The following is a 21,118-nucleotide window of genomic DNA, read 5'->3' on the forward strand; positions in this document are numbered from 1 at the left end:
GGGACGCCGGGCTCGCAGGTGCCGGCGGCCATTTCAGGGGCATCCGGCCCCACGGAGCCCACGGAGGAGCCGACGGGCACAACCGGGACGACGGGGACGACGGGGGCGGGGAGGACGGGGGAGCCGGCGGTTATGACGGATGCCGTCGGTGCGGCGGACGCGACGGGCGCGGCGGGGCCGCCGAGATCGGCAGGCTGGACGACGACGGCGACGGCGGGATCGCCGGGCGCGGCGGGGCCCGCGACGAGGGCGCCGTCAGGCGCGCCGGAGCCGCCCGCGGGGATGCCCGCGGCCGCGGGGACGGCAGTCGCCGGTGGCGAGAACGCGGGCCGGACGGGGACTCCCGCCGGCGCGGCGGACGTGGGCCGGACCGGGGCGACCAGGGTGAACGGGGCGACCGGGGCGACCGGGGCGACCGGCGCGGCTGAGCCGGGGAGCACCAGGTCGCCGACCTCGCCGTCCCCGGCGATCCGGGCCAGCGCCGCCTGGTGCAGCCGATCGAGCGCCGGACGGCCCCCGCTGCGCAGTATCGTCGCGACCGCCTTCATGTACGTCGGCGCGGCGACCTCCCGTCGGCCCGGCGGCGGCGCGATCCGCCCGTAGACGGCGGTCGCCTGCCCGCAGTCCAGCGGGTTGCCGCGCAGCCACTGCCAGGTCTCCGGATCCGCGCGCAGGTCGAGCACGGCCGTCGTGGAGCCGGGCGCGCGCAGCCGCAGCTCCTCCCGGAACCAGTGCCAGGGGAACCCGGTGTAGCGCACGGTGGAGGACGTCGTCCGGGCGAGCGCCAGGTGCGGCAGTCGCTGCCGCCGGTCGAGTTGCAGCTGACCCGCGACGAACAGGGTCAGCGGGCCGGGCGCGGCCGCGGCGGCCCGCAGCCGGGTCAGCACGGCCTGCGGCTCCAGCGGATCGGCCAGTTCGACGACGTTCGCGGTGTCGGCGCCGGCCAGCACGGGAGGCGGCACGGCCGCCAGCACGGGGAGCACCGAGGCCGCGTCGACCAGACACCCCTTGCCCCTGGGCGAGGCCGCGAGCAGCAGCACGGTTCCGGGCATGGTCCCCTCCCGCATGTCCCCTCCCCTGTCGATCACGTACCTCAGCACCGTAACCGCTGCTGCTGCAAAGGGGAGCCTCAGGCCTGCAAACCTCCCCTTACGGGGCCTTCGTCGCCCTTCGCGGACCGCGGACCGGGCGCGCCGTCGCCGGACTTCCGCACGCAATACGCGCATCCGACTTGCCACCGCCCCCGCCCAGGTGTGCCCTGGAAGGCAGGGGCGAGGAGAGAGGAGTCCTCTCATGGCTCATGCGGTACCCGCGTCAGGCGTACGGACCCTGTCGGCACCGACCCGTATCCCCGACGTCTTCAGTGAACGGACCCACCGGGCCGCGGAGTGGACCACAGCCGTCGGGCTGGGCCTCGTCTACGGCTACTGGGTCGCGGCCAACAACCGCGCCGGAGGCCCCATCACCGGCTGGAACCTGCTGCTCGGCTTCGTGAGCGCGTTCGCGTTCGCGGTGCTCTGGCTGGGCGTGCACGCCGTCGCCCCGCGGCTGCGGCGCGAACTGCACGCCGGGCTGTGGGCGGTGTTCGCAGGCTGCGCCTTCGGCTTCATGTACAGCGAGACCGGCGCGAGCGTGCTGCGGTCGACCGGCTGGGCGCTGGCGGTGGCGGCGTCCACCTTCGCGGCGCTGTTCTTCCGCTTCTACACGCGTGAGGACGCGGACGGAAACCGCATCCGCTAGGCCCCCAGGAGGGACGCATCCGCACCCGGGCCCCGGCGGTGTTCCGCCGGGGCCCGGGTCTTCCCTCATCCCTCCACTCACCGGCCGGCCGGTACCCACTCCCAGCCGTCCGACGAGGCCTGTGACGTCCCGGAGACGCTGAAGCTCCATGTGCCGGAGAAGCTGAACGACCCGGAGCCGGACACGCCGAACGAGCTGTCGGTGAACGGGTCGTCCCAGTTCGTCCAGTCGCCGTCCTTCCACCGCGGGCACGGGTCGGCGCAGTCGGGCACGTGTGCGCGGCCGACGTCCACGAAGGCGGCGCTCGCCCAGCCCTGGGCGCCGTAGAGCCAGTACCAGTCCGGGTTGCCGTTCACGCTCTGGCCCTTGACCCTGCACTGCACCAGGTCATGGCTGCCGGGCGCGAGCGCCGCGACGACCGGCGCGTGCGTCGTGGGTTCCTGTCGCACGTTCAGCTCGGTGCGGGAGACGACGGTGCCGCGGATCGCGTCGCCGCCGCCACTGGCGGGCACGGCAGACACGGCAGGCACGGCCGACGCAACAGGCGCGGCAGGCACGGCAGGCGCGGCGGTGGCGCCGCTCGCCGCGACGGCGAGGGAGCCGCCGGCGAGCAGGGCCGCGGCCAGGGTCCTCAGGGCCACAGTGGTGCGCATGATCGGCCTCCTTCTCCCCAGAACCAGGAAACACCCGTTCGGGGGAACCCTCCACCGGAAGGCGTGACCGGGACGCCACCCGTACGGCCGTCATGGGCTCGCGCTCCCCGTCCCGGGCCCGTTGCCTGGAGACGTGTCCCGAAGCCTGCGGACCGCTCTCTCGGCCGCCCTCATCGCCCTGTGCTGCCTGCTGGTGCCGTTCGGCGCGCTCGCGGCGTGGGCCGCGTACGGCCTCACCGACACGCGCAGCTACGTCACCGCGATGGCGCCGCTCGCCTCCGACCCCGACGTGCGGGACGCCGTCGCCGACACGGTGGGCGACGGAGTGGCGCGCGAGGCCGGGATGAACCCGCTGTTCCTGCGCGACGCGTTCCGCTCGTTCACCGCGACCCGCGCCTACCGCACCGCGTGGGACGCGGGCAACGAGGCGGCCCACACCGCGGTCATGCGGGCGCTCCAGGACGACCGGGCCGGCCGCGACGGACGTCCCGTCACCGTGGACCTGGCGACCGTCACCACTCCCCTCAAACAGCAGCTGACGGTGGATCACGTGCCGTTCGCAGCACGCATCCCCATCCATCACACGCAGGTGGCGCTGCTCCCGTCCGACGACCTCGCCGCACTCCGGAAGGGCTACCACGTGCTCGACGTCGCAGGTTTCTGGCTGCCCCTGGCGGCCGTCGTGTTCGGGGTGGCGGGCGTCGCGGTGGCGGCCTGCCGCCGCCGGGCGGTCACGGCGACCGCCCTCGGCACCGCGCTCGGCGGCGCGTTCCTCGGCCTCGCGGTCGCCCTCGGCCGCCGTCTGACCCTCGACGACCTCCCCGACGAGGCGCACCGGCCGGCCGCGGGCGCGGTCTACGACGCCCTCACCGCCAGCCTGCGCACGGCCTCCTGGCTGCTGCTGGCCCTGGGCCTGACGGTGGCCGCCGCCACCTGGCTCAGCCGCCCCGGCGCACCCCTGGCCCGTCTCCTGCGGCACCGGCGTCACCCCGCGGCCCCCGCCGCGGCGCCGGCCCCGGCGCCCCCTCCGGAGCCGACCGGCGTCAGGGCCTGACCGGCGACGGTCGAACCGCCGGCCGGGGCGCACGCGTCCGCGTCGGTCCGGCTCAGCCCACCCCGCTCGCCGCGGGTCCGCCCGCCGCTACGCCGGCCAGCACCCGCAGCGCCCGGGCGAGTTCCCGCTCCGGGGCCGAGGCGAGCCCGAGCCGGACGGCGTCCGGGGTGCGGTGCGGGTCCACGGCGAAGGCGGAGCCGGGGGTGACGGCGATCCCGTGGGCGGCGGCCGCGGCCGTGAAGGTCTCGGCGCGCCACGGCGCGGGCAGCTCCCACCAGGCGTAATAGGCGCGCGGATCGGTGCGGACGGCGAACCCGTCGAGGTGTTCGGCGAGGATCGCCTGCCGGCGTGCGGCGTCCGCCCGCTTCCCCTCGACGAGCCGCCGCACCACGCCCTCCTGCGTCCACCGCGTCGCCGCCTCCACGGCGAACCGGCCCGCACTCCACCCGCCCGACCGGACGGCGGCCGCCACCTCCCGGGTCCGGTGCTCCGGCACGACCAGGAAGCCGACGGCCAGGCCCGGCGCGACCCGTTTGGAGAGCCCGTCCACCACGTGGACCAGCCCGGGGGCGTGGACGGCGAGCGGCACGGCGTCCGGATGCAGAAACGACCAGATGCGGTCCTCGACGACGGGCAGCCCCAACCCGACCGCGAGCAGCCCGAGTTCGCGTCTGCGGTCCTCGCCGGTGATCGCGGACGTCGGGTTGTGCAGCGTCGGCTGGAGGTAGAGGGCGCAGAGGGGGGCCGCGCGGTGGGCGGCGGCGATCGCGTCGGGCCGCACGCCTTCCGCGTCGCCGGCGAGCGGCACAAGCACCACGCCCAGTCGCGCGGCGATCTCCTTGACCAGCGGATACGTCAGCTCCTCCACCCCGACCCGGCCGCCCGGCCGGACCAGCGAGGCCAGCGCGGCGGCGATGGCCTGGCGCGCGTTGCCCGTGAAGAGGAACCGTTCCGGCTCCGGCCGCCAGCCGGGGACGGCGAGCAGCCCGGCGGCGGCCTCGCGCGCGGCCGGCGTGCCGTCGGCGGCGCCCGGCCGCAGGGCCTCGGTCAGCACGTCCGGCCGCAGCAGCGGTGCCAGCACCGGGGCCAGCAGCTCCGACTGGCCTGCCGCGCAAGGGTAGTTGAGTTCGAGGTTGACGGGTGCGGCCGTGGCCGTCTCCACCAGCGCCCGCCCCTGTGCGGCGGGCGGCGCGGCCCGCACGAAGGTGCCCCGTCCCACCTCGCCCACCACGAGCCCGCGCCGCACGAGTTCGCCGTACACCCGCCCGGCCGTCGACGGCGCGATGCGGTGCCGTCGGGCGAACCACCGCTGCGGGGGCAGCCGTTGGCCGGGACGCAGCCGTCCGGCGGCGATGTCGTCGGCGATGCGGTCGGCGATCGACCGGAAGTCGGCCATCGGAACACGGACCTTCCTCGAGGGGCGCCCACGACGCCGCCGTCACGGGCCGGTGCCGTGGGCATGGGCCGGTGCCGTGGGCACGGGCTCCCGGGCTCCCCTGGGGCACGGGCCGGCGCCGTCGCCTCATTGCACCGAGAGCAAAGATCTTATTGCACCGAGCTGCGCGGCCGCCCTACCGTCACCGCATGGCACCCTTCCTCGCATACGGGGACGAAGGCGCGCAGACAACCCAGGCGCTCCCCCTCGTCCTCGTCCACGGCCACCCCTTCGACCGCACCATGTGGGCTCCGCAGATCCACGCCTTCTCCGTCTCCCGCCGGGTGATCGCCCCCGACCTGCGCGGCTACGGGGCGTCCCCGGTGACCCCCGGCGTCACCCCGCTCTCCCGCTTCGCCGAGGACCTGGAGGAACTGCTCGACGAACTGAAGGCGGAGGCGTTCGTCCTGGCCGGTCTGTCGATGGGCGGCCAGATCGCGATGGAATGCTTCGCCCGCTTCGGCGACCGCGTCCGCGGCCTGGTCCTCGCCGACACCACCCCGGCCCCGGAGACCCCCGCCGGCCGGACGGCGCGCAACGACATGGCGGACCGTCTGCTCGCCGAGGGCATGGGCGGCTACGCCGACGAGGTGCTGGAGAAGATGGTCGCGCCCACCGCGCACCCCGAGGTCAAGGCGCACGTCCACCGCATGATGACGTCCACCGACCCGGAGGGCGCCGCGGCGGCCCTGCGCGGCCGGGCCGAACGCCCCGACTACCGGCCCCTGCTGACCCGCGTCGCCGTCCCCGCCCTGGTCGTGGTCGGCGAGGACGACGCGTACACGCCGGTCCCGGACGCGGAGGCGATGCACGCCCTGCTCCCGCACTCCGTGCTGCACGTCGTCGGAGGCGCCGCCCACCTGCCGAACCTGGAACGGCCGGCGGAGTTCAACGAGGTCCTGGCACGGTTCCTGGCGACCGTGCAGCCGTAGGACGATGACGGGCGCCGCCACCCGTCACCCGGGGACCCGCCTGCCCCCTGCGGGCCCGCCCGCCGCCGCGGGCCTCTGCCCCGGGCGGTGACTCCGCGCCGTTCTCCGCCTTGACCTGCGCGCCCATAATGAGCGCATGTCCCGCGAGTTCCCCATCGGCCTCACCCCTCCCGACTGGCTGGTGCGGAACCTCCAGCCGCAGCGGGCCTCGCCCGTCAACCGGCCCGCCGTCGCCCGCGCCGCGCTCGCGATGACGCTGCCGCTGGCGGTGGGCCTCGCCGTGGGACAGCCCCAGTACGGGGCGCTCGCCTCCATGGGCGCCCTCTCCGGAGTCATCGGCGACACCGCCGACGCCTACCGCATGCGGATCCTGAACATCGCGGTCCCCCAGCTGTTCGGCGCGGTCGGCGTGACCCTGGGATCCGCCGTGTACGGGCTCGGCTGGCCGGCGGTGGCCACCGTCACCGGCGTCGCCCTGGTCTCCGGGATGATCTCGACGATCGGGGCCGTGGCGTCCGTGTCCGGACTGCTGCTCCTGCTCAACTGCGTCGTCGGGGCCGGGCTGCCCATGCCCGGCCCCTGGTGGCTGGCGCCCCTGCTGATGACCGGCGGCGGACTGCTCGTGCTCCTGCTCGCCCTGCTGGCCTGGCCGCTGCGCTCCGGGGTCCCCGAGCGCAGCGCGGTCGCCGCCGCGTACCGCACGGTCGCCGACCTGCTGGCGGCCTGCGGCAGCGACGTCCCCGACGCCTACGAGGACGCCCGGCACACCGTCACCCAGTCGCTGAACCAGTCGTACGACCTCATCCTGGCCCGCCGCACCCGTCACCACGGTCGCAGCCCCGAACTGACGCGACTGGTAGCCCAGCTGAACGCCGTCACCCCGGTCGTGGAGGCGGCTCCCGCGGCCCACCTGGCCGGCCGCCCGCTGCCCAGGGAGGTCCCCGAGGCGGTGCTGCACCTCGCGCGGGCGGTGGAGACCGGCTTCACCGGCCCGATAGACCTGCGGCTGCCCGCCCCCGCCTCGGAGACCTCGCGTGCCGTCGACCACGCCCTGCGGCACGCCGCCGAGGTGGTCGCCGCCCCCGACGCCGAACCCGGCGCCCCGGGCGCCGGCGCGGCGGACGACCGGCTCGGCCGTCCGGCGGGGCTGCGGGCACGGGCCGCCCACGCCGCCCGGGACGTCGCCCTGTCCGCCGCGTCCTGGCGCTACGGCCTGCGGCTCGCCCTGTGCATCGGGCTGGCCCAGGTCCTCGTCTCCACGGTCCCGGTGGCCCGCTCCTACTGGGTCGCCCTCACCATCACCTTCGTCCTGAAGCCGGACTTCGGCTCGGTCTTCTCCCGCGCGCTGCTGCGGGCGCTGGGCACGGTGGCCGGACTGGTGGTCGCGGCGGCCGTGCTCTCGCAGGTGCCGAGGGGGTGGTGGGACGTGCCGGTGATGCTCGTGCTCGCCCCGCTCATCCCCGCGCTCACCCCTCGCGGCTACGGCTACCAGACGGCCGCGATCACCCCGGTGATCCTGCTCCTGTCGGACACCCTCAACCACCAGGGAGCCGCACTGCTGCTGCCCCGCCTGGCGGACTCCCTGATCGGCTGCGGCATCGCGCTCGTCGCGGGTTACCTGCTCTGGCCGGAGAGCTGGCACACCAGGGTCGGCGACAAACTGGCCGACGCGGTCGCCGACACCGCCCGGTACGCGGACGCGGCCTTCGGGCCCGACGTCGACCCCGCCGCCCGCGCCCGCATGCGCCGCCGCCTCTACCGCGACCTGTCGGTCGTCCGCACGGAGTTCCAGCGCGCGCTGACCGAGCCGCCGCCGACCGGACGCCGGGCGGCCGCCTGGTGGCCGCTGGTCGTGGCGGTGGAGCGGATCGTGGACGCGACGACCGCGGCCCGGGTCCGCGTGAAGCACGGGGCCGAACCGCCGTCGGCGCAGGAGGTCGCCCGGGTCACGCTGCAGCTGGACGAGCTGGCCGAGGGCCTGCGGGACACGGAGGTCCTGTATCCCGTCCGCACCGACCTCACCGGACCGGCGGACAGCGTGCTGCAGCCCCTGCGCCAGGAGATCGCGGCGGCACGGGCCATCGCCTCACCCACCGCATGAGGCCCGCACGGCGGGCTTTCGAGGCGGTGTTGACACACCCGTGTTCCGCACACTCACCCCTGCCCAAGATCACCGCCAGGGGCCGCTAACCTTACGTGTCCGTCCTGGCCAGGGATCGACGGCTACAACTCATGCGAAGGGTTGCGCAAATGGGCATTCTCACTCTCCTGCGGAATGCATTCGGCAGGTCCCGCAAGGGGCGCACGGCCGAGGCAGAGGGTGCGGAACAAGTTCCTTCGCAGGAACAGACCGCCGCCGCGGAGCCGTCCGCGCCGACGTCGACACCGACGCGGGTGCAGGAACCGGCACTCCCCTCCCCCTCTCCCGAGCCCACTCCGACGGCCCAGGTCCCGGAGCCCCGCACGGAGTCCCCGAACGAACACGACCTGGTGGCGGCGGCCTTCGACAACGTCACGGTCCCCAAGCCGACGAGGTCCGAGGAGAACACGGCCGCCGAGCCGGAGGCGTCCACCGCCCCCGGAGCGCCGACCGAGACCTCCCCCACCGCCGACGCCGAGCCCGAAGCCACGGCCACGCCGCAGGCCCCCGCCGAGCCCGACACCGACGACCCGGCGGAACCGGAAGCGACCGCCACCGCCGACGCCGAGCCCGAGACCGACGCGTCCACCGAGGTCGCCGAAACCCCGGCGGAGCCGACGGCGGACGTCGCGGCGAACGCCGAGCCGGAGGCCGCGGCCGAGACGGAGCCGCAGACGGCGGCCGACGAAGCCGCGGACACGGCCGACGCGGACGCACCCACCGAGGAGCCCGAGGCGACGACCCCGGTCATCGAGGCGGAGGCCGAGGTGGAAGCCGAGGCTGAGGTGGAAGCCGAGGCCACCGCCGCCGAACCCGAGGCGGAGGTGGACACGCCCGCCGAACCCGAGGCGGAGGTGGACACGCCCGCCGAGCCCGAGGCGGCGACGCCGGCCACCGCAGACGACACCGAGGCCGAGCCGCAGGCCGACGCCACCGCCGAGGCACCGGCCGAGGCGGACGCACCCGCCGAGGAGCCTTCGGCGGACGCCGCCGATGAGCCCGAGGCGAAGGTGGAGGCCGAGTCGAAGGCCGAGGCCACCGCCGAGGAGCCCTCGCCCGAGGCGGAGCCGACGGCCGAAGAGGTGCCCGCGCCCGAGGTGCCCGCCGAGCCGGAGGCAGTGGCGGACGAGCCCGCCGCCGAGGTCCCGGCTGAGCCGGAGCCGGAGGCCGCCGAGGGCGGTCCCGCCGAGGAGCCGACCGCGGACGCGGCACCGCAGCAGGACGCCGAGCCGGAGGCGGAGGCCGAGCCGGAGGCGGAGCCGGCACCCGAACCCGCCGCGGCGGCAGCCGAGCCCGCACCCGCGGCCGCCGACGGCGAGGACGCCCCGCAGGGGCCACCCGCACCCGACGACGAGAGCCGCACGGGTGGTGCGGGTGGGAACGACGAGGCCGACGCCGAAGGCGAGGCTGAGCCCCGCGCCGCGGTACCCGCAACCCTCCGCACCGCGTACACCGCCGCAGCCACCGCCCTCGGCAACGCCGGCCTCGCCGACGCCCGGGCCAAGGTCTACCTCGTGCTGGACCGCTCCGCGAGCATGCGCGCCTACTACAAGGACGGCTCCGCCCAGGCCCTCGCCGAGCAGACCCTCGCCCTCGCGGCCTACCTGGACCCGGCGGTCACGGTCCCCGTGGTCTTCTTCTCCACGGAGCTCGACGGCACCGGCGAGCTGACCCTCGCCGAGCACGAGAACAAGATCGACGAGCTGCACGCCGGCCTCGGCCGCATGGGCCGTACCAGCTACCACGCGGCCGTGGAGGAAGTCCTCGCCCGCCACGGGAAGGAAGCCCCGGGCACCCCCGCCCTGGTGGTGTTCCAGACGGACGGCGCCCCGGACGCGAAGACCCCGGCCACCCAGGCCCTCACGGACGCCGCGCAGAACCACCCGGCCGTCTTCTTCTCCTTCGTCGCGTTCGGTGAGCACGACAACAAGGCCTTCGACTACCTCCGCAAGCTGAAGACCCCGAACACGTCCTTCTTCCACGCGGGCCCGACCCCGCGCGAGCTGACGGACGCCGAGCTGTACGAGGGCGTCCTGGCCGCCTGGCGCCCCTGACCCGCCCGACGGCCCGCCCGACCGGGGCCGTCGCCCTGTCCGTACCCCCGGCCGCCCGCTTCCCACCCCGTAAAACGGGAGGCGGGCGGCCCACCCGTGTCGGCTACGATTTCAAGTTCAAGGCCCATAAGAGGACCGCCGAAGAACGACCGACTGGGAGCAGCCTCCGATGGCTCGACACCTCATCACCAGCGCCCTTCCGTACATCAACGGAATCAAGCACCTGGGCAACATGGTGGGGTCCATGCTCCCGGCGGACGTGTACGCCCGGTACCTCCGCCAGCGCGGCCACGACGTCCTCTACATCTGCGCGACGGACGAGCACGGCACCCCCGCCGAGCTGGCCGCCAAGGAGCAGGGCCTCCCGGTCGCCGACTTCTGCGCGCAGGCGCACGACGCCCAGAAGGCGGTCTACGACGGCTTCGCGCTGGCCTTCGACTACTTCGGTCGCAGCTCCTCCCCGCAGAACGTCGAGATCACCCAGCACTTCGCCCGCCGCCTCAACGAGAACGGGTTCATCGAGGAGCGGGCGATCCGCCAGGTGTACAGCCCGGCCGACGGCCGCTTCCTCCCGGACCGCTACGTCGAGGGCACCTGTCCGCACTGCGGCTACGACAAGGCCCGCGGCGACCAGTGCGAGAACTGCACCCGCGTCCTGGACCCGACGGACCTGATCGACCCGCGCTCGGCGATCTCCGGCTCCACGGACCTCGAGGTCCGTGAGACGAAGCACCTGTTCCTCCTGCAGTCCAAGCTGCAGCACGAGGTCGAGGAGTGGGTCTCCCGTCACGAGGCCGACTGGCCCCAGCTGGCCTCCTCCATCGCCCGCAAGTGGCTGACCGAGGGCCTGCACGACCGCGCCATCACCCGCGACCTGGACTGGGGCGTGCCGGTCCCGGCCGACACGTGGCCGGAGCTGGCCGCCGAGGGCAAGGTCTTCTACGTCTGGTTCGACGCCCCGATCGAGTACATCGCCGCGACGAAGGAGTGGTCGGACGCCGCCCCCGCCGGTGAGACCCGCGACTGGAAGTCGTGGTGGTACGAGGCCGACGGCGGCGAGAACCCGGTCCGCTACACGGAGTTCATGGCCAAGGACAACGTCCCGTTCCACACGGTGATGTTCCCGGCCACCGAGCTGGGCGTGCGCGAGCCGTGGAAGAAGGTCGACTACGTCAAGGCCTTCAACTGGCTGACGTACTACGGCGGCAAGTTCTCCACGTCCCAGAAGCGCGGCGTCTTCACCGACCAGGCGCTGGACGTCCTCCCGGCCGACTACTGGCGCTACTTCCTGATCGCCAACGCCCCCGAGTCGGACGACTCCTCCTTCACCTGGGAGCACTTCACTGCCACGGTGAACAAGGACCTGGCCGACACCCTGGGCAACTTCGTCAACCGCGTCCTGTCCTTCTCCAAGAAGCGCTTCGGCGACGAGGTCCCGGCGGGCAACGCGCCCGGCGAGGCGGAGACGAGGCTCGGGGAGCAGATCGCCGAGCTGCTCGCCGAGTACGAGTCGCAGATGGAGTCGCTCCAGTTCCGCAAGGCGGCCGCAGCGCTGCGCGCGCTGTGGTCGGCGGGCAACTCCTACCTCGAGGAGAAGGCCCCGTGGCTGGAGATCAAGACGGACAAGGACGGCGCGGCCCTCACGCTGCGCACGGCGATGAACCTGATCCATCTCTACGCGGTGGTCTCCGAGCCGTTCATCCCGGCGACGGCGAAGATCATGCGTGAGGCGTTCTCGCTGTCCGACGACACCGCGACCTGGGTCACGTCGGACGAGGCGAAGGCCCTCGCCTCCGTCCCCGCCGGCACCCCCTTCACCGTCCCGCCGGTCCTGTTCGCCAAGCTCCAGGACGAGGACCTGGCGGCGTACAAGGAGCGCTTCGGCGGCACCGAGGAGTGACGCGCCGCGCCCGGGGAGGGACGTGCCGCGTCCCTCCCCGGGCGTCCGCAGGAGAAGCCACAACGGAGAAGATGTAGAGGAAAAGGCGAAGAGGTTCCCCCCTCTTCGGCATGTTCTCGCCAAGCCGTATGGTTTCCGCCATGGCAGTCCCCGAGGTCATTCCGATCGCCTACCAGCCGAGGCACCGCACCGAGTCCATCGGCCGGTACGCGGACGGTCAGTTCCTCGCGTCGGTCACGTACGCCTTCCCCCAGGGCTTCCGGCTCGACGACGGCTGGGAAGAGTACAAACGCCTCTACACCGTGCTGCACACCTTCGACGCCGAGGGCCGCTACCGCGACTCGGACATCTGGTGCGCCGGCACGTGGGCCGAGCAGCAGCGCAACCCGCACGGCGACGACTCGGTCCTCACCCGCGCCCGCGTCCGCCTGGCCACCCTGCTGCGCAGCCTGCCCCGCCGCTCCTACACGGACATCGCCGTCCGCCCCTTCCACCTCACGTACGAGAACGTCCTGTTCGGCCTCGTCATCCGCGAGGACAAGGACGACGACGGCGAGCCGGAGACCTGGGCGGAGCTCTACCCGGACCGCCTCGCCTTCGCCGCCCCCTGGGACGGCACGTACGACACCTGACCGCCCCCGCGAGCCGATTCCCCTCAGCCCTCCGACGCGTGCGCCACGAAGTTCGCCCATGCGCCCGGCGTGAGCGCCAGGCGAGGCCCTTCGACGTTCTTGGAGTCGCGGACATGGACGGTGCCGGGAGCCAGGGCGATCTCAACGCAGGAGTTGCCGTCCGTGCCGCTGCTGTAGCTGCTCTTGAACCAGTCCAGTTCAGAGGCGTCCTCGGTGGAGGCCTTGCGGATCATGTCTCTCCCAGCAGTTGTTCGATGAAGGCGAGCGACTCTCTCGGCGGGAGAGCCTGCGCCCGGATGGTGCCATACCGCAGTTCAAGGATGCGCAGGTCCCTGGGCTCAGCCGTCGGTCGGCCGTTGAACGCACCGTCACTGCGCCCCACGGCCGTACCGTCCGGGAACTTCAGCAACTCGATCTTGCCGTCCACACCTGGATGGGCATCGGTGTTCGTCGGCATCACCTGAAGCGTGACGTGGTTCAACCGCCCCACCCCCAGCAAGCGTTCGAGCTGACGCTTCCACGCCATTGTGCCTCCGACCGGTCGGCGCAGCGGTGTCTCTTCCAGGACGAAGTGGAGGGAGGGCGCCGGGTCGCGCTCGAACACGGTCTGTCGAGCCAGACGGGCTGCCACCATGCGCTCCACGTCGTCCGAGGAGTAGGGCGGCTGCGCAGCCTCGATCAAGGCGCGGGCGTGTTCCGGTGTCTGCAACAGCCCGTGGATGCTGTTGCACTCGTAGATACCGATTTCAACCGCGTTGCTCTCCAACTTGCCCAGCTCTCGAACCTTCTTCGGATACCGGACCTTCTTCACGTCCTCCCAGGCCGCCGCAACGAGCCCGCCCGCTTGCAACACCTCGTCGGCTCTGTCCAGGTACTCCTGGCGAGGGATCCGCTTCCCGCCCTCAACCTTGTAGACGAGGTCCTCCCCGTATCCGACCGCCACCGCGAAGTCGGCGGCGCGCATCCCCACCGACTCCCGGCGCAGCCTCAACTGCCGCCCCACCGTGGCCAGTACGGCCACCCCCCACTCGTCGTCCGGGTCCACCTCCCACCCCGGCTCGTCCGCCTCGGTCCGCAGCCGTACCGCCTCGCCGTCCACCGACATACCGCACCCCTCTGTCGTCCCGCCGTGCCGTGACGCCCCTACCCGCAGGCCCGGTTCCGGCGGTCCGGACAGCGGCCGACAAGCTCCGGACAGTAACCCTGCGTATCAGCGCTGTCACGGCTCACGGTAAGCACGTGCGGCCAGGCCCGGCCGCGTGAACGGCGAAAAGTCCACCCACCGTACGGGATGAATCGATCTCACACCCGCCTGACCAGCGGAAACAACACAGGCACCGGAACCCGACCACGTGGGTTCCGGTGCCGTCGGCCGTCTTCTTTCCAAGGACCACCGGGGAGAAAGAAACCCCACCAAGCCCCACCCCTCCCGCCCACGGCGCATGCTCACTCTCGCGAGTGAACATCACCAACTCAGCTGGATTCGGTACCGGTTGCCTGCTCTACGCTCAGCGCGACACAGCACAACGCACATGCCCCAGACATACGACGGCCCTCGCAGGGACTGGCATCCCGTTGCGAGGGCCTGACCACCAAGGAAGACGCCCTTCCCGATGGACACTGAAAACCCTAGCGCGCCCACGCACGCCCAGTCCCGTACCGGCGAAGAAAACCCCCCTCCCGGTGACGCCCACGCGGAAACCCATCCCGCCGGAGTCGTCCACGACAACGCCCGCCACACCACCCGCTTCACGGTGATCGGCAACCACCTCGCGCAGCACCCCGATCTCTCGGGGCTCGCCATCGGGCTGGCCGTGCACATCCAGTCCCTCCCCTCCGGGACCAAGGTCGACATCAAGACCCTCGCCGCCCGCTTCCCCGAGGGCACGACCCGTATCGCCGCAGCCCTGCGCGAACTGGAGACCCACGGCTATCTGCGCCGTCCCCGCGAACGCACCGAGAGCGGCCGCATCGTCACGCGCACCATCTCCTGCAATCAGCCGGGCCGTCGTGGCAGCACAGCGCCCCACACAGCGCCGAGCCGACACGGCAGCGCATCGCCGGACGCCCCCAACCCTCCGCCCGCCGGGCAGCGACGCCCGGAGAAGAAGCCCCCGCGCCGCGCCCTCCCCGCCGTACCGCAGCCCGGGTACTCCTCCCCCACCCTCCTCCAGACCGCCACGGACGTCCTCGCCGGCCTCCGCCGCCGCGACCCCCGCCTGCTCCTCTCCGCCACCGACGCCGAACACCTCGCCCCCGGTGTCGCCGCCTGGCTGGAACGCGAGGTGCCCCCCAACGCCGTGAGCCGCGCCCTGAGCAGCGACCTGCCGCTCGAGCCCCTGCACCGCCCGGCCGCCTTCCTGGCCCACCGCCTTGCCGCCCAGCTCCCACCCCTGCCGCCCTACCGCGCCCCCGAACAACCCCCGCCCATCAAGCACCCCCTCCAAAACTGCGACACCTGCGACCTCGCCTTCCGAGGCCCCGAACCGGGCCTTTGCGACAGCTGCCGCGCCCATCCGCCCGCCCCGAACCTGCAAGCCCTGAGCAGCACCCCAGCACCCCAGCGCCCCAGCGCCTGACGAGAGGCCTGAACCCGCTTCATGGTCAGCTCCCCGCACGAGGCGATGCACCGGATCTTCCAGCACGATCTCGAGCTCTTCGGTCGCGTCTCGCGCATCCTCGGGCTCGGACTCCCCACCCCCGTGAAGATCACCGTGCTGCCCACCGACCTCACCGAGGCCAGCCCCGTCGAACGCCGTGTGGACACGCTCTTCCGTCTGGACAACCCGGAGTACGGCCCCTTCATCCTGGCCATCGAGGCGCAAGGAAAGAAGGACCCCGCCAAGCCTGCCAGCTGGGCGTATTACACCTCGTACGTGTGGACGAAGTACCGGATCCCCACGGCGCTCATGGTCGTGTGCCAGGACCACGCGACAGCGCGGTGGGCTCAGCAACCGGTGACCAGTGGGCCGCCACAACTACCCACGCTCACCATGAAGCCCCTGGTAGTGGGCCCTCACAACATGCCCGTGATCACCGATCCGGACGAGGCCCGAGCAGACCTCGCGCTGGCCGCTCTGTCCGCGATCACGCACGCTGCCGATCCGGACATCGGTGCCATACTGAAATCCCTGTCCACCGCTCTGCGGGGTGTCCCCGAGGACATCGCCGACCCGATCGTCGAGTTCACCGCACAGGGCCTGGGCAAGCGCCCGGCGCAGCAGATCTGGAGGAAACTGGTGGCTGTGGACCTCTCCTTCTACAAGTCGTACATCTCGGAAGAGATCCGGGACGAGGGCCGCGCCCAGGGCCGCGCCCAGGGCCGCGCCGAAGCCTTGCTGCTCGTCCTGGAACAGCGCGGCATCGACGTGCCCGAGGACATCCGTGAACGCATCACGGACTGCGACGACCCGGAAACCCTCGGCCGCTGGCTCGCCCGATCCGTCACCGCTCCGACAGCTGAGGACGTCTTCGCAGACGAGTAACCACGACTCCCAACCGGCTCGCCACCCCCGAAACACGGAGTGCCGCCCCGACACCCGGTCCTCCGGTCAGCTGGAGGTGCGACTGTGACCGGCGACAGCTGGCGCAGGCGCGCGCTCGGGGAGGACGATCCCGCCGAGGCGGAGAATGCCGCACGTCTCGTCGACGCACTGGGTACCGAGGACCGGGACGACGAGGAAATCGAGGCCGAAACACCGCGCGAGCCGCCTGGCCGCATCACGCGAATACGCCCCGGCCGCCAGGCTGGCAGAGGAACTCCAGCTCCGCCTGACCGGTCCGGCCGCTGCGGATGTTCCGGCCGGGGCACCCCATGGAGGACACGATCATGCGTGGCAGGTGGGGACGCGAGGGCCGGGGGCTCGTGGTCTCCCGGCCCTCGCGCGTATGGAGGGGGTGCTACTTCAGGACGCCCGCGCCCGTCGTCGTCGCCAGGGAGGTGGGCAGGTTCTTCGCCGACGTCTCCAGGCCCGCCGTCAGGGTCGGGGTCCAGTTGACCGTCGTTTTGAGGTCCTTCGAGGACGCGGCGTTGTAGGCGGCGACGACGTCGGTCACCGTGCCGTTGACGAGGTTGCCGGAGCCCTTGACCGCGCCCGTGCCGTCGCCGCTGAGGAGCTTCGCGACCTTGCCGCCGGACGGCAGCTTCCAGTAGTTGTTCTCGGCGACGACCTGCGCCTTGGCGCGGGAGTTGATGCTGTACTGCGTCGCGTAGCCGTTGAGGGGCGTCACGTCGTACAGGTTGTTGTAGATGTGGACCTGGCCGACGCGAGCCAGCGGGGCGCGCTGGACGATGCCCTTCCAGACGTTGTGGTGGATCGAGACACGCAGCTTGCCCGCCGGCTCGCTGTCGCTGCTGCCGATCAGCATGGTCTTGTCGTGGTTGGTGAACTGGTTGCGCGAGACGGTCACCAGGTCGGAGCTCTTGGTGATGTCGAGGGAGCCGTCGTGGATCTGGAACTCGCGGCCGTAGTACTTCGGGTTGACGCTGTCCAGGTGGGGCGCGTCGGTGAACGTGTTGTGGTCGGCCCAGACGTGGGTGGCGCCACGCAGGGAGACCGAGTCGTAGTTGGAGTTCCAGTTGCCGGTGGAGCCGTCGGTCGGGTCCCACTGAGGGAAGCAGTCCTCGGTGGCGGCGAAGTTCAGGTTGCGGACGATGACGTTGTCCACGTTCTGGATCTGGAGCATGCCGCCTGAGATGCCGGCGGCCGTGCCGGGCACGCCGACCAGGCTCGTGTTGGCCGGCACCTTGAAGACGACGTTCTTCGCCTGCTTGGTCTGGGCGGCGGCGCGGGCCTTCTCCTGCGTGCCCGAGGGCAGCTTCGAGCGACCGTACACGGCGGGGTCGTACGCCTTGAGGTACGACGACAGCGAGTAGCCGGTGCCCGCCGCGTAGTCCGCGCAGGTCAGCTTCTTCCCGGCGTCGTTCGTGTTGGCGTCGATCGTGCCCTTGACCTTGATGATCCGGGGGGCGGTGTCGGACGCCGAGCCGAGCGCCTTCACCAGCTGGGCGCGGGTGGAGACGGTGAAGGTGTGCGCGGCGTCGGCCTTGGCGCCACCGGTGGTGCCCGCGCCGGAGGAGGCCCAGCCGTCCTTGGCCGCGAGCGTCTGGTGGTACAGGTCGACGGGTGAGGCGTTCGCGCTCATCACGACGACACCGGCGCCGACGCCGGCGGCCACCGCGGCGGCGGTGACCACGAGGACGCGGCGCGAACGGAGGGACCGGCGGTGGGAGGCAGCTGCCACGGGGGGATCCTTACGGGGAGGAGCTGGCTTACGACCGGTCAGTGGTCGCCGTGCGGTGAAGAGTTGCCGCTCGTCGAGAATTTTTTCGGCGGGCGTGGACGCCGCACCAGGAAACGCCTTCACGATTCCCGCACCACCCCCTTAAGGTGCGCATCGGGGGCGAACGGCCCGCACGGGGGAGGGATCACCGCAGATCGGCGGACCGGACGCGGCCCCCGGACAAGGGGGGCCGCCCCCGGACCGCGGGGGCGCGCACGCGATACGGCGGCACGCCCACACCGACGCGCTCACCCACCGGCACACCCACACACCGGCACACACCACCTGGGGGACCCACATGGCACTCTTCGGCAACGCGCACCCCATCGACCCCGCGCAGGCCCAGCAGGACTACGCGCGGCTGCTGGGGCAGGGGGAGCAGGTGCAGGCCGCATTCCTGCTGATCCGCGACACCATCCTGTTCACGGACCGCCGTCTGATCCTCGTCGACAAGCAGGGCATCACCGGCAAGAAGACGGAGTACCACTCCGTCCCGTACCGCAGCATCACCCACTTCGCCGTGGAGACGGCCGGCACCTTCGACCTCGACGCCGAGCTGAAGATCTGGGTCTCCGGCTCGTCCATGCCGATCGAGAAGACCTTCACCAAGGGCGTCGACATCTACGAAGTCCAGGCGATCCTCACGCAGTTCGTGGCGAAATAGCGCCCTCGCCGGGCCGCCTGGTACGACTACGCGGTGGACCTTCTGCGACCCCACCTCCGCCTGCTGGCCGAGGTCTTCGGGACGGCCGTCCCCGGCGCCCCTTGGGCGCTGGCGGGCGGCTACGCCCTGCAGGCGCACGACCTGATCCAACGCCCGCACGCCAACCTGGACTTGGCGACGGAGAGCGCGGTGCCGATGTCCCGGCTCGCCGAGTCGCTGAGCGCGGCGCTCACCGCCGCGGGCCGTCACGGGGTGACGCTCGAGGACAGGGACCCGCTGTCCGCGCACCTGTCCGTGCCGGACGCCGGCACGGACACGGTCCTCCGGTTGGCCCTGCACAAGGAGACGTTCTGGAGCGCGCCCGTCGCGACCCCGTACGGGCCGGCGCTCGCGCTGGGGGACGCGGTGGGCACGAAGATCCGGGCGCTCTACGACCGGGGGCTGGCCGTCGACCTGATCGACGCGAGGGCGGCGTCCGCCCGCTTCACCCACCCCGAGCTGGAGGAACTGACCCGCCGTCACGCCCGGGACGACTTCGACCTGCCCGCCCTGCGGACCCGTCTGGAGGGCACGGACCACTTCCCGGACTCGGCGTTCGAGGCGTACGGCCTGACCGAGGACCAGCTCACGGACCTGCGGGCGTGGGCCCAGGTCTGGTCGACGGACATCGCGGAACGGCTGCTGGAGGAGGGGGCGTCACCGGACGAATGAGCGGGACGCCCCCAGGGGCGCGAGCGGCGGTCAGCCGGACGAGGCCGACGCGCCGGGCTGGACGCCGCCGTCGGTGCCGTCGTGGGTGGTGTCCGGCTCTACGGCCATGGTGATCGAGCCGACCACTCCCCTCGCGATGTTCTTCCTGTCGTATTTCAGCTTGAGGAGACCTCCCCGGGTGCCGCTCTGGTCGTAGATGGTGTCCTCGGTGAGGGTGGTGCGCTCGGTGGTGCTGGTGGAGTAGGGCGCCACCGCGGCCGAGGCGAGGACGGCCGTCTCGTCGAAGAAGAACTGCCCGGTGTGGCAGGCGTGACCGCCCTCGTACCCGGCGTCGGTCCACTTCCCGTCCACATGCACCTTGGTGTGGATGTGGACGGTACGGCCCCGGTACCAGCCCGGGAACACCGTCTTGAAGGTGACGCGGCCCTGCCGGTCGGTCCTCCAGGTGCCGCGAAGGTAGCGCTCGTCGTCGGTCGGCTCCGCGTGGCCGCCGCCACCCCCGCCGCCGGAGGGCGGCTCACCGGTCGGAGCGCCGGTGGGCGCGTCGGACGGCGTGCCGGTCGGAACGTCGGTGGGTGTGCCCGTGGGGGCGCCGCCACCACCGCCGCCGGTGGAGAGGCTCTCGTACCCCGAGTAGATGCCGAGGGCGTCGCAGTGCCAGATGTCGACGGCGGCGCCGGCGACGGGCTTGCACGTCCGGGAGTCGATCACCTTCAGGGCGAGGGTGAGGGGAATTCCCTCCTTGTCCTCGGTGATGTCCCGGCGGATCTTGTCGGCGTCGATGTAGTAGGGGCCCTCGGTGGTCTCTGAGGTGAGCAGGTAGCAGGCCTCTGCGGAACCGGCGGAGGCCGTGGCCTCGGCGCCGCCCTTCGCGGGCTTCTTCTCCCCGGCGAAGGCGCCGGCGGCGAGTGCACCGCCCGCGCCGACGGCGACGGCCGCGCCCGCACCGGCCACGACGACCTTGCGGCGTGTCAGATCCCGCTTGTGCCGCGGCCCTTGCCGTCCGGCCGTGGCCTCCGGACCGCCGGTGACGTCCTCGTTGCTCGCGTTGTACTCGTGGTTTCCCGTCATGGCCGCGAAGGTAGGGACCGGGGCTGTCAGGGGCGTGGGAACGACCTGTGGAACGGCAAGGTCGGGCAGCGGGACCACGGCACACACGTCTGTTTTCGGCCTGCTCCCGGCAGCGGCGCCCGGCGAGCCCTGTCCTAGCGGGGCCGTCCTAGCGGGCCGCGAGCGCCGACGCGGGCCCGCGCGGGGCCGGTGCGGCAGGGCGGGGTCCCAGACCCGCGCGCGGCCGCGAGGTGCTCGAGACCCGCCTTCGCCATCCGGGTGGCCTCCTCGTACTCCGCGGGGGTGCGCGCCGTGCCCAGTCGGTTCCGGGCCGCGCGGTGGCATTCCGCCGCGTGCGTCAGTGCGCGCTCCGCCGTCACGTCGGCCCCGGCCCAGGCCCGTACGTCCGGCGGGACGAGCCCGCCGGCCAGCCGGACGAGCCAGTGGTTGGCCTCGGCCTCCGCGTCCAGGCCGGACGCGGGACGCCGCCGCCGGTCCCGGCGCTGGGTCACCACGCACACCACCGCGCCGACGATCAGCAGCATCGACAGCACGATCGCGAACCCCGTGGAATCCATCGCCGGCTCCCTTCGCGTACCGGCCCTCGCCGGCCCCTGGTCTGGTCTGGTCTCTTCTCCTTCATGGTCCGGCGGCCCGCTGTGCCCGCCCCGGGATGTTCCTGTGGGGCGCTGGTGAGGCCCGCAGGAGGGGAAGGGCGTCGAGCGCCTGAGTGGCGAGTACCCCGGACGGGACCCGTCCAGTCGGGCGAGGAGGGCTGTCAGCCGTCGCCGGGAGAACGGGAGTGGCCCGGAACCGATGTCGGTCCCGGGCCACTCCCGTTGTTCCGGCCTGCCCTGTCCTTCCCGGGCC

At 72.7% G+C, this 21,118-nt stretch carries 18 protein-coding genes; 11 read left to right on the forward strand and 7 right to left on the reverse strand.

Translation table 11 applies throughout. From position 1 onward, the window contains the following. Positions 1–1,293 precede the first annotated feature (1,293 nt). Positions 1,294–1,740: a hypothetical protein gene (locus tag ACH4ZA_RS09075; protein WP_319275942.1), complete on the forward strand. Its 447-nt coding sequence runs from the start codon at positions 1,294–1,296 to the stop codon at positions 1,738–1,740. 77 nt (positions 1,741–1,817) lie between these two features. Here the strand turns inward: ACH4ZA_RS09075 and ACH4ZA_RS09080 are convergent, their stop codons facing one another. Further along, positions 1,818–2,393: an SH3 domain-containing protein gene (locus ACH4ZA_RS09080; RefSeq protein ID WP_398428658.1), complete on the reverse strand. Its 576-nt coding sequence runs from the start codon at positions 2,391–2,393 to the stop codon at positions 1,818–1,820. A gap of 133 nt (positions 2,394–2,526) precedes the next feature. On the opposite strand from ACH4ZA_RS09080, the gene ACH4ZA_RS09085 reads away from it, so the two are divergent. After that, the gene (locus ACH4ZA_RS09085) at positions 2,527–3,447 is read left to right on the forward strand and encodes a hypothetical protein (RefSeq protein WP_319275944.1); all 921 of its coding nucleotides are present in this window, start codon (positions 2,527–2,529) and stop codon (positions 3,445–3,447) included. Positions 3,448–3,499: 52 nt separating this feature from the next. On the opposite strand, the gene ACH4ZA_RS09090 is transcribed toward ACH4ZA_RS09085, so the two are convergent. Further along, complete coding sequence (locus ACH4ZA_RS09090; RefSeq protein WP_398428659.1) at positions 3,500–4,843, reverse strand: PLP-dependent aminotransferase family protein; 1,344 nt, start codon at positions 4,841–4,843, stop codon at positions 3,500–3,502. 188 nt (positions 4,844–5,031) lie between these two features. Between ACH4ZA_RS09090 and ACH4ZA_RS09095 the strand changes: the two genes are divergently transcribed. The 5 genes from ACH4ZA_RS09095 (at position 5,032) to ACH4ZA_RS09115 (ending at position 12,540) form a co-directional block, all read left to right on the forward strand. Continuing rightward, a complete protein-coding gene (locus ACH4ZA_RS09095) occupies positions 5,032–5,814 on the forward strand; it encodes an alpha/beta hydrolase (RefSeq protein WP_319275946.1) in 783 nt (260 codons plus the stop codon). Between the two features lie 136 nt (positions 5,815–5,950). After that, entirely contained in the window at positions 5,951–7,915 is a 1,965-nt protein-coding gene (locus ACH4ZA_RS09100; protein WP_319275947.1) for an FUSC family protein, read from the forward strand. 149 nt (positions 7,916–8,064) lie between these two features. After that, positions 8,065–10,008 (forward strand): VWA domain-containing protein, encoded by a 1,944-nt coding sequence (locus tag ACH4ZA_RS09105; RefSeq protein WP_398428660.1) that lies wholly within the window; start codon positions 8,065–8,067, stop codon positions 10,006–10,008. A gap of 169 nt (positions 10,009–10,177) precedes the next feature. After that, positions 10,178–11,908 (forward strand): methionine--tRNA ligase, encoded by a 1,731-nt coding sequence (gene metG / locus ACH4ZA_RS09110; RefSeq protein WP_398428661.1) that lies wholly within the window; start codon positions 10,178–10,180, stop codon positions 11,906–11,908. Positions 11,909–12,048: 140 nt separating this feature from the next. Continuing rightward, on the forward strand, positions 12,049–12,540 hold the full coding sequence (locus ACH4ZA_RS09115) for a hypothetical protein (RefSeq protein ID WP_398428663.1): 492 nt from the start codon (positions 12,049–12,051) through the stop codon (positions 12,538–12,540). Positions 12,541–12,563: 23 nt separating this feature from the next. Here the strand turns inward: ACH4ZA_RS09115 and ACH4ZA_RS09120 are convergent, their stop codons facing one another. Together ACH4ZA_RS09120 and ACH4ZA_RS09125 are read right to left on the reverse strand one after the other, a co-directional pair. Beyond that, the gene (locus ACH4ZA_RS09120; protein ID WP_319275950.1) at positions 12,564–12,773 is read right to left on the reverse strand and encodes a DUF397 domain-containing protein; all 210 of its coding nucleotides are present in this window, start codon (positions 12,771–12,773) and stop codon (positions 12,564–12,566) included. Beyond that, positions 12,770–13,645, reverse strand: coding sequence for a helix-turn-helix domain-containing protein (locus tag ACH4ZA_RS09125; RefSeq protein WP_398428665.1), 876 nt, complete (start codon positions 13,643–13,645; stop codon positions 12,770–12,772). The genes ACH4ZA_RS09120 and ACH4ZA_RS09125 overlap by 4 nt, the downstream gene beginning before the upstream one ends. A gap of 508 nt (positions 13,646–14,153) precedes the next feature. On the opposite strand from ACH4ZA_RS09125, the gene ACH4ZA_RS09130 reads away from it, so the two are divergent. Beyond that, positions 14,154–15,119, forward strand: coding sequence for a helix-turn-helix domain-containing protein (locus tag ACH4ZA_RS09130; protein ID WP_319275952.1), 966 nt, complete (start codon positions 14,154–14,156; stop codon positions 15,117–15,119). A gap of 21 nt (positions 15,120–15,140) precedes the next feature. After that, positions 15,141–16,025 (forward strand): hypothetical protein, encoded by an 885-nt coding sequence (locus ACH4ZA_RS09135; protein ID WP_398428666.1) that lies wholly within the window; start codon positions 15,141–15,143, stop codon positions 16,023–16,025. Between the two features lie 415 nt (positions 16,026–16,440). Here the strand turns inward: ACH4ZA_RS09135 and ACH4ZA_RS09140 are convergent, their stop codons facing one another. Further along, positions 16,441–17,784: a polysaccharide lyase family 1 protein gene (locus tag ACH4ZA_RS09140; protein WP_319275954.1), complete on the reverse strand. Its 1,344-nt coding sequence runs from the start codon at positions 17,782–17,784 to the stop codon at positions 16,441–16,443. A 337-nt stretch (positions 17,785–18,121) separates the two neighbouring features. Here ACH4ZA_RS09140 and ACH4ZA_RS09145 point away from each other — a divergent pair, with 337 nt between their 5' ends. Beyond that, positions 18,122–18,487, forward strand: coding sequence for a PH domain-containing protein (locus ACH4ZA_RS09145; RefSeq protein ID WP_319275955.1), 366 nt, complete (start codon positions 18,122–18,124; stop codon positions 18,485–18,487). A gap of 33 nt (positions 18,488–18,520) precedes the next feature. Beyond that, positions 18,521–19,198, forward strand: a complete 678-nt coding sequence (locus ACH4ZA_RS09150; RefSeq protein ID WP_319275956.1) for a hypothetical protein — start codon at positions 18,521–18,523, stop codon at positions 19,196–19,198. Positions 19,199–19,228: 30 nt separating this feature from the next. Here the strand turns inward: ACH4ZA_RS09150 and ACH4ZA_RS09155 are convergent, their stop codons facing one another. Both ACH4ZA_RS09155 and ACH4ZA_RS09160 read right to left on the reverse strand, forming a co-directional pair. Continuing rightward, positions 19,229–20,269: an intradiol ring-cleavage dioxygenase gene (locus ACH4ZA_RS09155; protein WP_398428667.1), complete on the reverse strand. Its 1,041-nt coding sequence runs from the start codon at positions 20,267–20,269 to the stop codon at positions 19,229–19,231. 134 nt (positions 20,270–20,403) lie between these two features. Beyond that, positions 20,404–20,826 carry a hypothetical protein gene (locus ACH4ZA_RS09160; protein WP_398428669.1) on the reverse strand — a complete coding sequence of 141 codons (423 nt, stop codon included), beginning with the start codon at positions 20,824–20,826 and terminating at the stop codon, positions 20,404–20,406. Positions 20,827–21,118: the final 292 nt, after the last annotated feature.

The sequence above is a fragment of the Streptomyces sp. NPDC020597 genome, from assembly GCF_044335095.1.
GTDB lineage: Bacteria > Actinomycetota > Actinomycetes > Streptomycetales > Streptomycetaceae > Streptomyces.

Excerpts from the sequence above, each read along its gene's own strand:
- ACH4ZA_RS09075 (WP_319275942.1), top strand. The coding sequence starts at position 1,294 with ATGGCTCATGCGGTACCCGCGTCAGGCGTACGGACCCTGTCGGCACCG.
- ACH4ZA_RS09080 (WP_398428658.1), bottom strand. The coding sequence starts at position 2,393 with ATGCGCACCACTGTGGCCCTGAGGACCCTGGCCGCGGCCCTGCTCGCC.
- ACH4ZA_RS09090 (WP_398428659.1), bottom strand. The coding sequence starts at position 4,843 with ATGGCCGACTTCCGGTCGATCGCCGACCGCATCGCCGACGACATCGCC.
- ACH4ZA_RS09095 (WP_319275946.1), top strand. The coding sequence starts at position 5,032 with ATGGCACCCTTCCTCGCATACGGGGACGAAGGCGCGCAGACAACCCAG.
- ACH4ZA_RS09100 (WP_319275947.1), top strand. The coding sequence starts at position 5,951 with ATGTCCCGCGAGTTCCCCATCGGCCTCACCCCTCCCGACTGGCTGGTG.
- ACH4ZA_RS09105 (WP_398428660.1), top strand. The coding sequence starts at position 8,065 with ATGGGCATTCTCACTCTCCTGCGGAATGCATTCGGCAGGTCCCGCAAG.
- metG (WP_398428661.1), top strand. The coding sequence starts at position 10,178 with ATGGCTCGACACCTCATCACCAGCGCCCTTCCGTACATCAACGGAATC.
- ACH4ZA_RS09115 (WP_398428663.1), top strand. The coding sequence starts at position 12,049 with ATGGCAGTCCCCGAGGTCATTCCGATCGCCTACCAGCCGAGGCACCGC.
- ACH4ZA_RS09120 (WP_319275950.1), bottom strand. The coding sequence starts at position 12,773 with ATGATCCGCAAGGCCTCCACCGAGGACGCCTCTGAACTGGACTGGTTC.
- ACH4ZA_RS09125 (WP_398428665.1), bottom strand. The coding sequence starts at position 13,645 with ATGTCGGTGGACGGCGAGGCGGTACGGCTGCGGACCGAGGCGGACGAG.
- ACH4ZA_RS09130 (WP_319275952.1), top strand. The coding sequence starts at position 14,154 with ATGGACACTGAAAACCCTAGCGCGCCCACGCACGCCCAGTCCCGTACC.
- ACH4ZA_RS09135 (WP_398428666.1), top strand. The coding sequence starts at position 15,141 with ATGGTCAGCTCCCCGCACGAGGCGATGCACCGGATCTTCCAGCACGAT.
- ACH4ZA_RS09145 (WP_319275955.1), top strand. The coding sequence starts at position 18,122 with ATGGCACTCTTCGGCAACGCGCACCCCATCGACCCCGCGCAGGCCCAG.
- ACH4ZA_RS09155 (WP_398428667.1), bottom strand. The coding sequence starts at position 20,269 with ATGACGGGAAACCACGAGTACAACGCGAGCAACGAGGACGTCACCGGC.
- ACH4ZA_RS09160 (WP_398428669.1), bottom strand. The coding sequence starts at position 20,826 with ATGGATTCCACGGGGTTCGCGATCGTGCTGTCGATGCTGCTGATCGTC.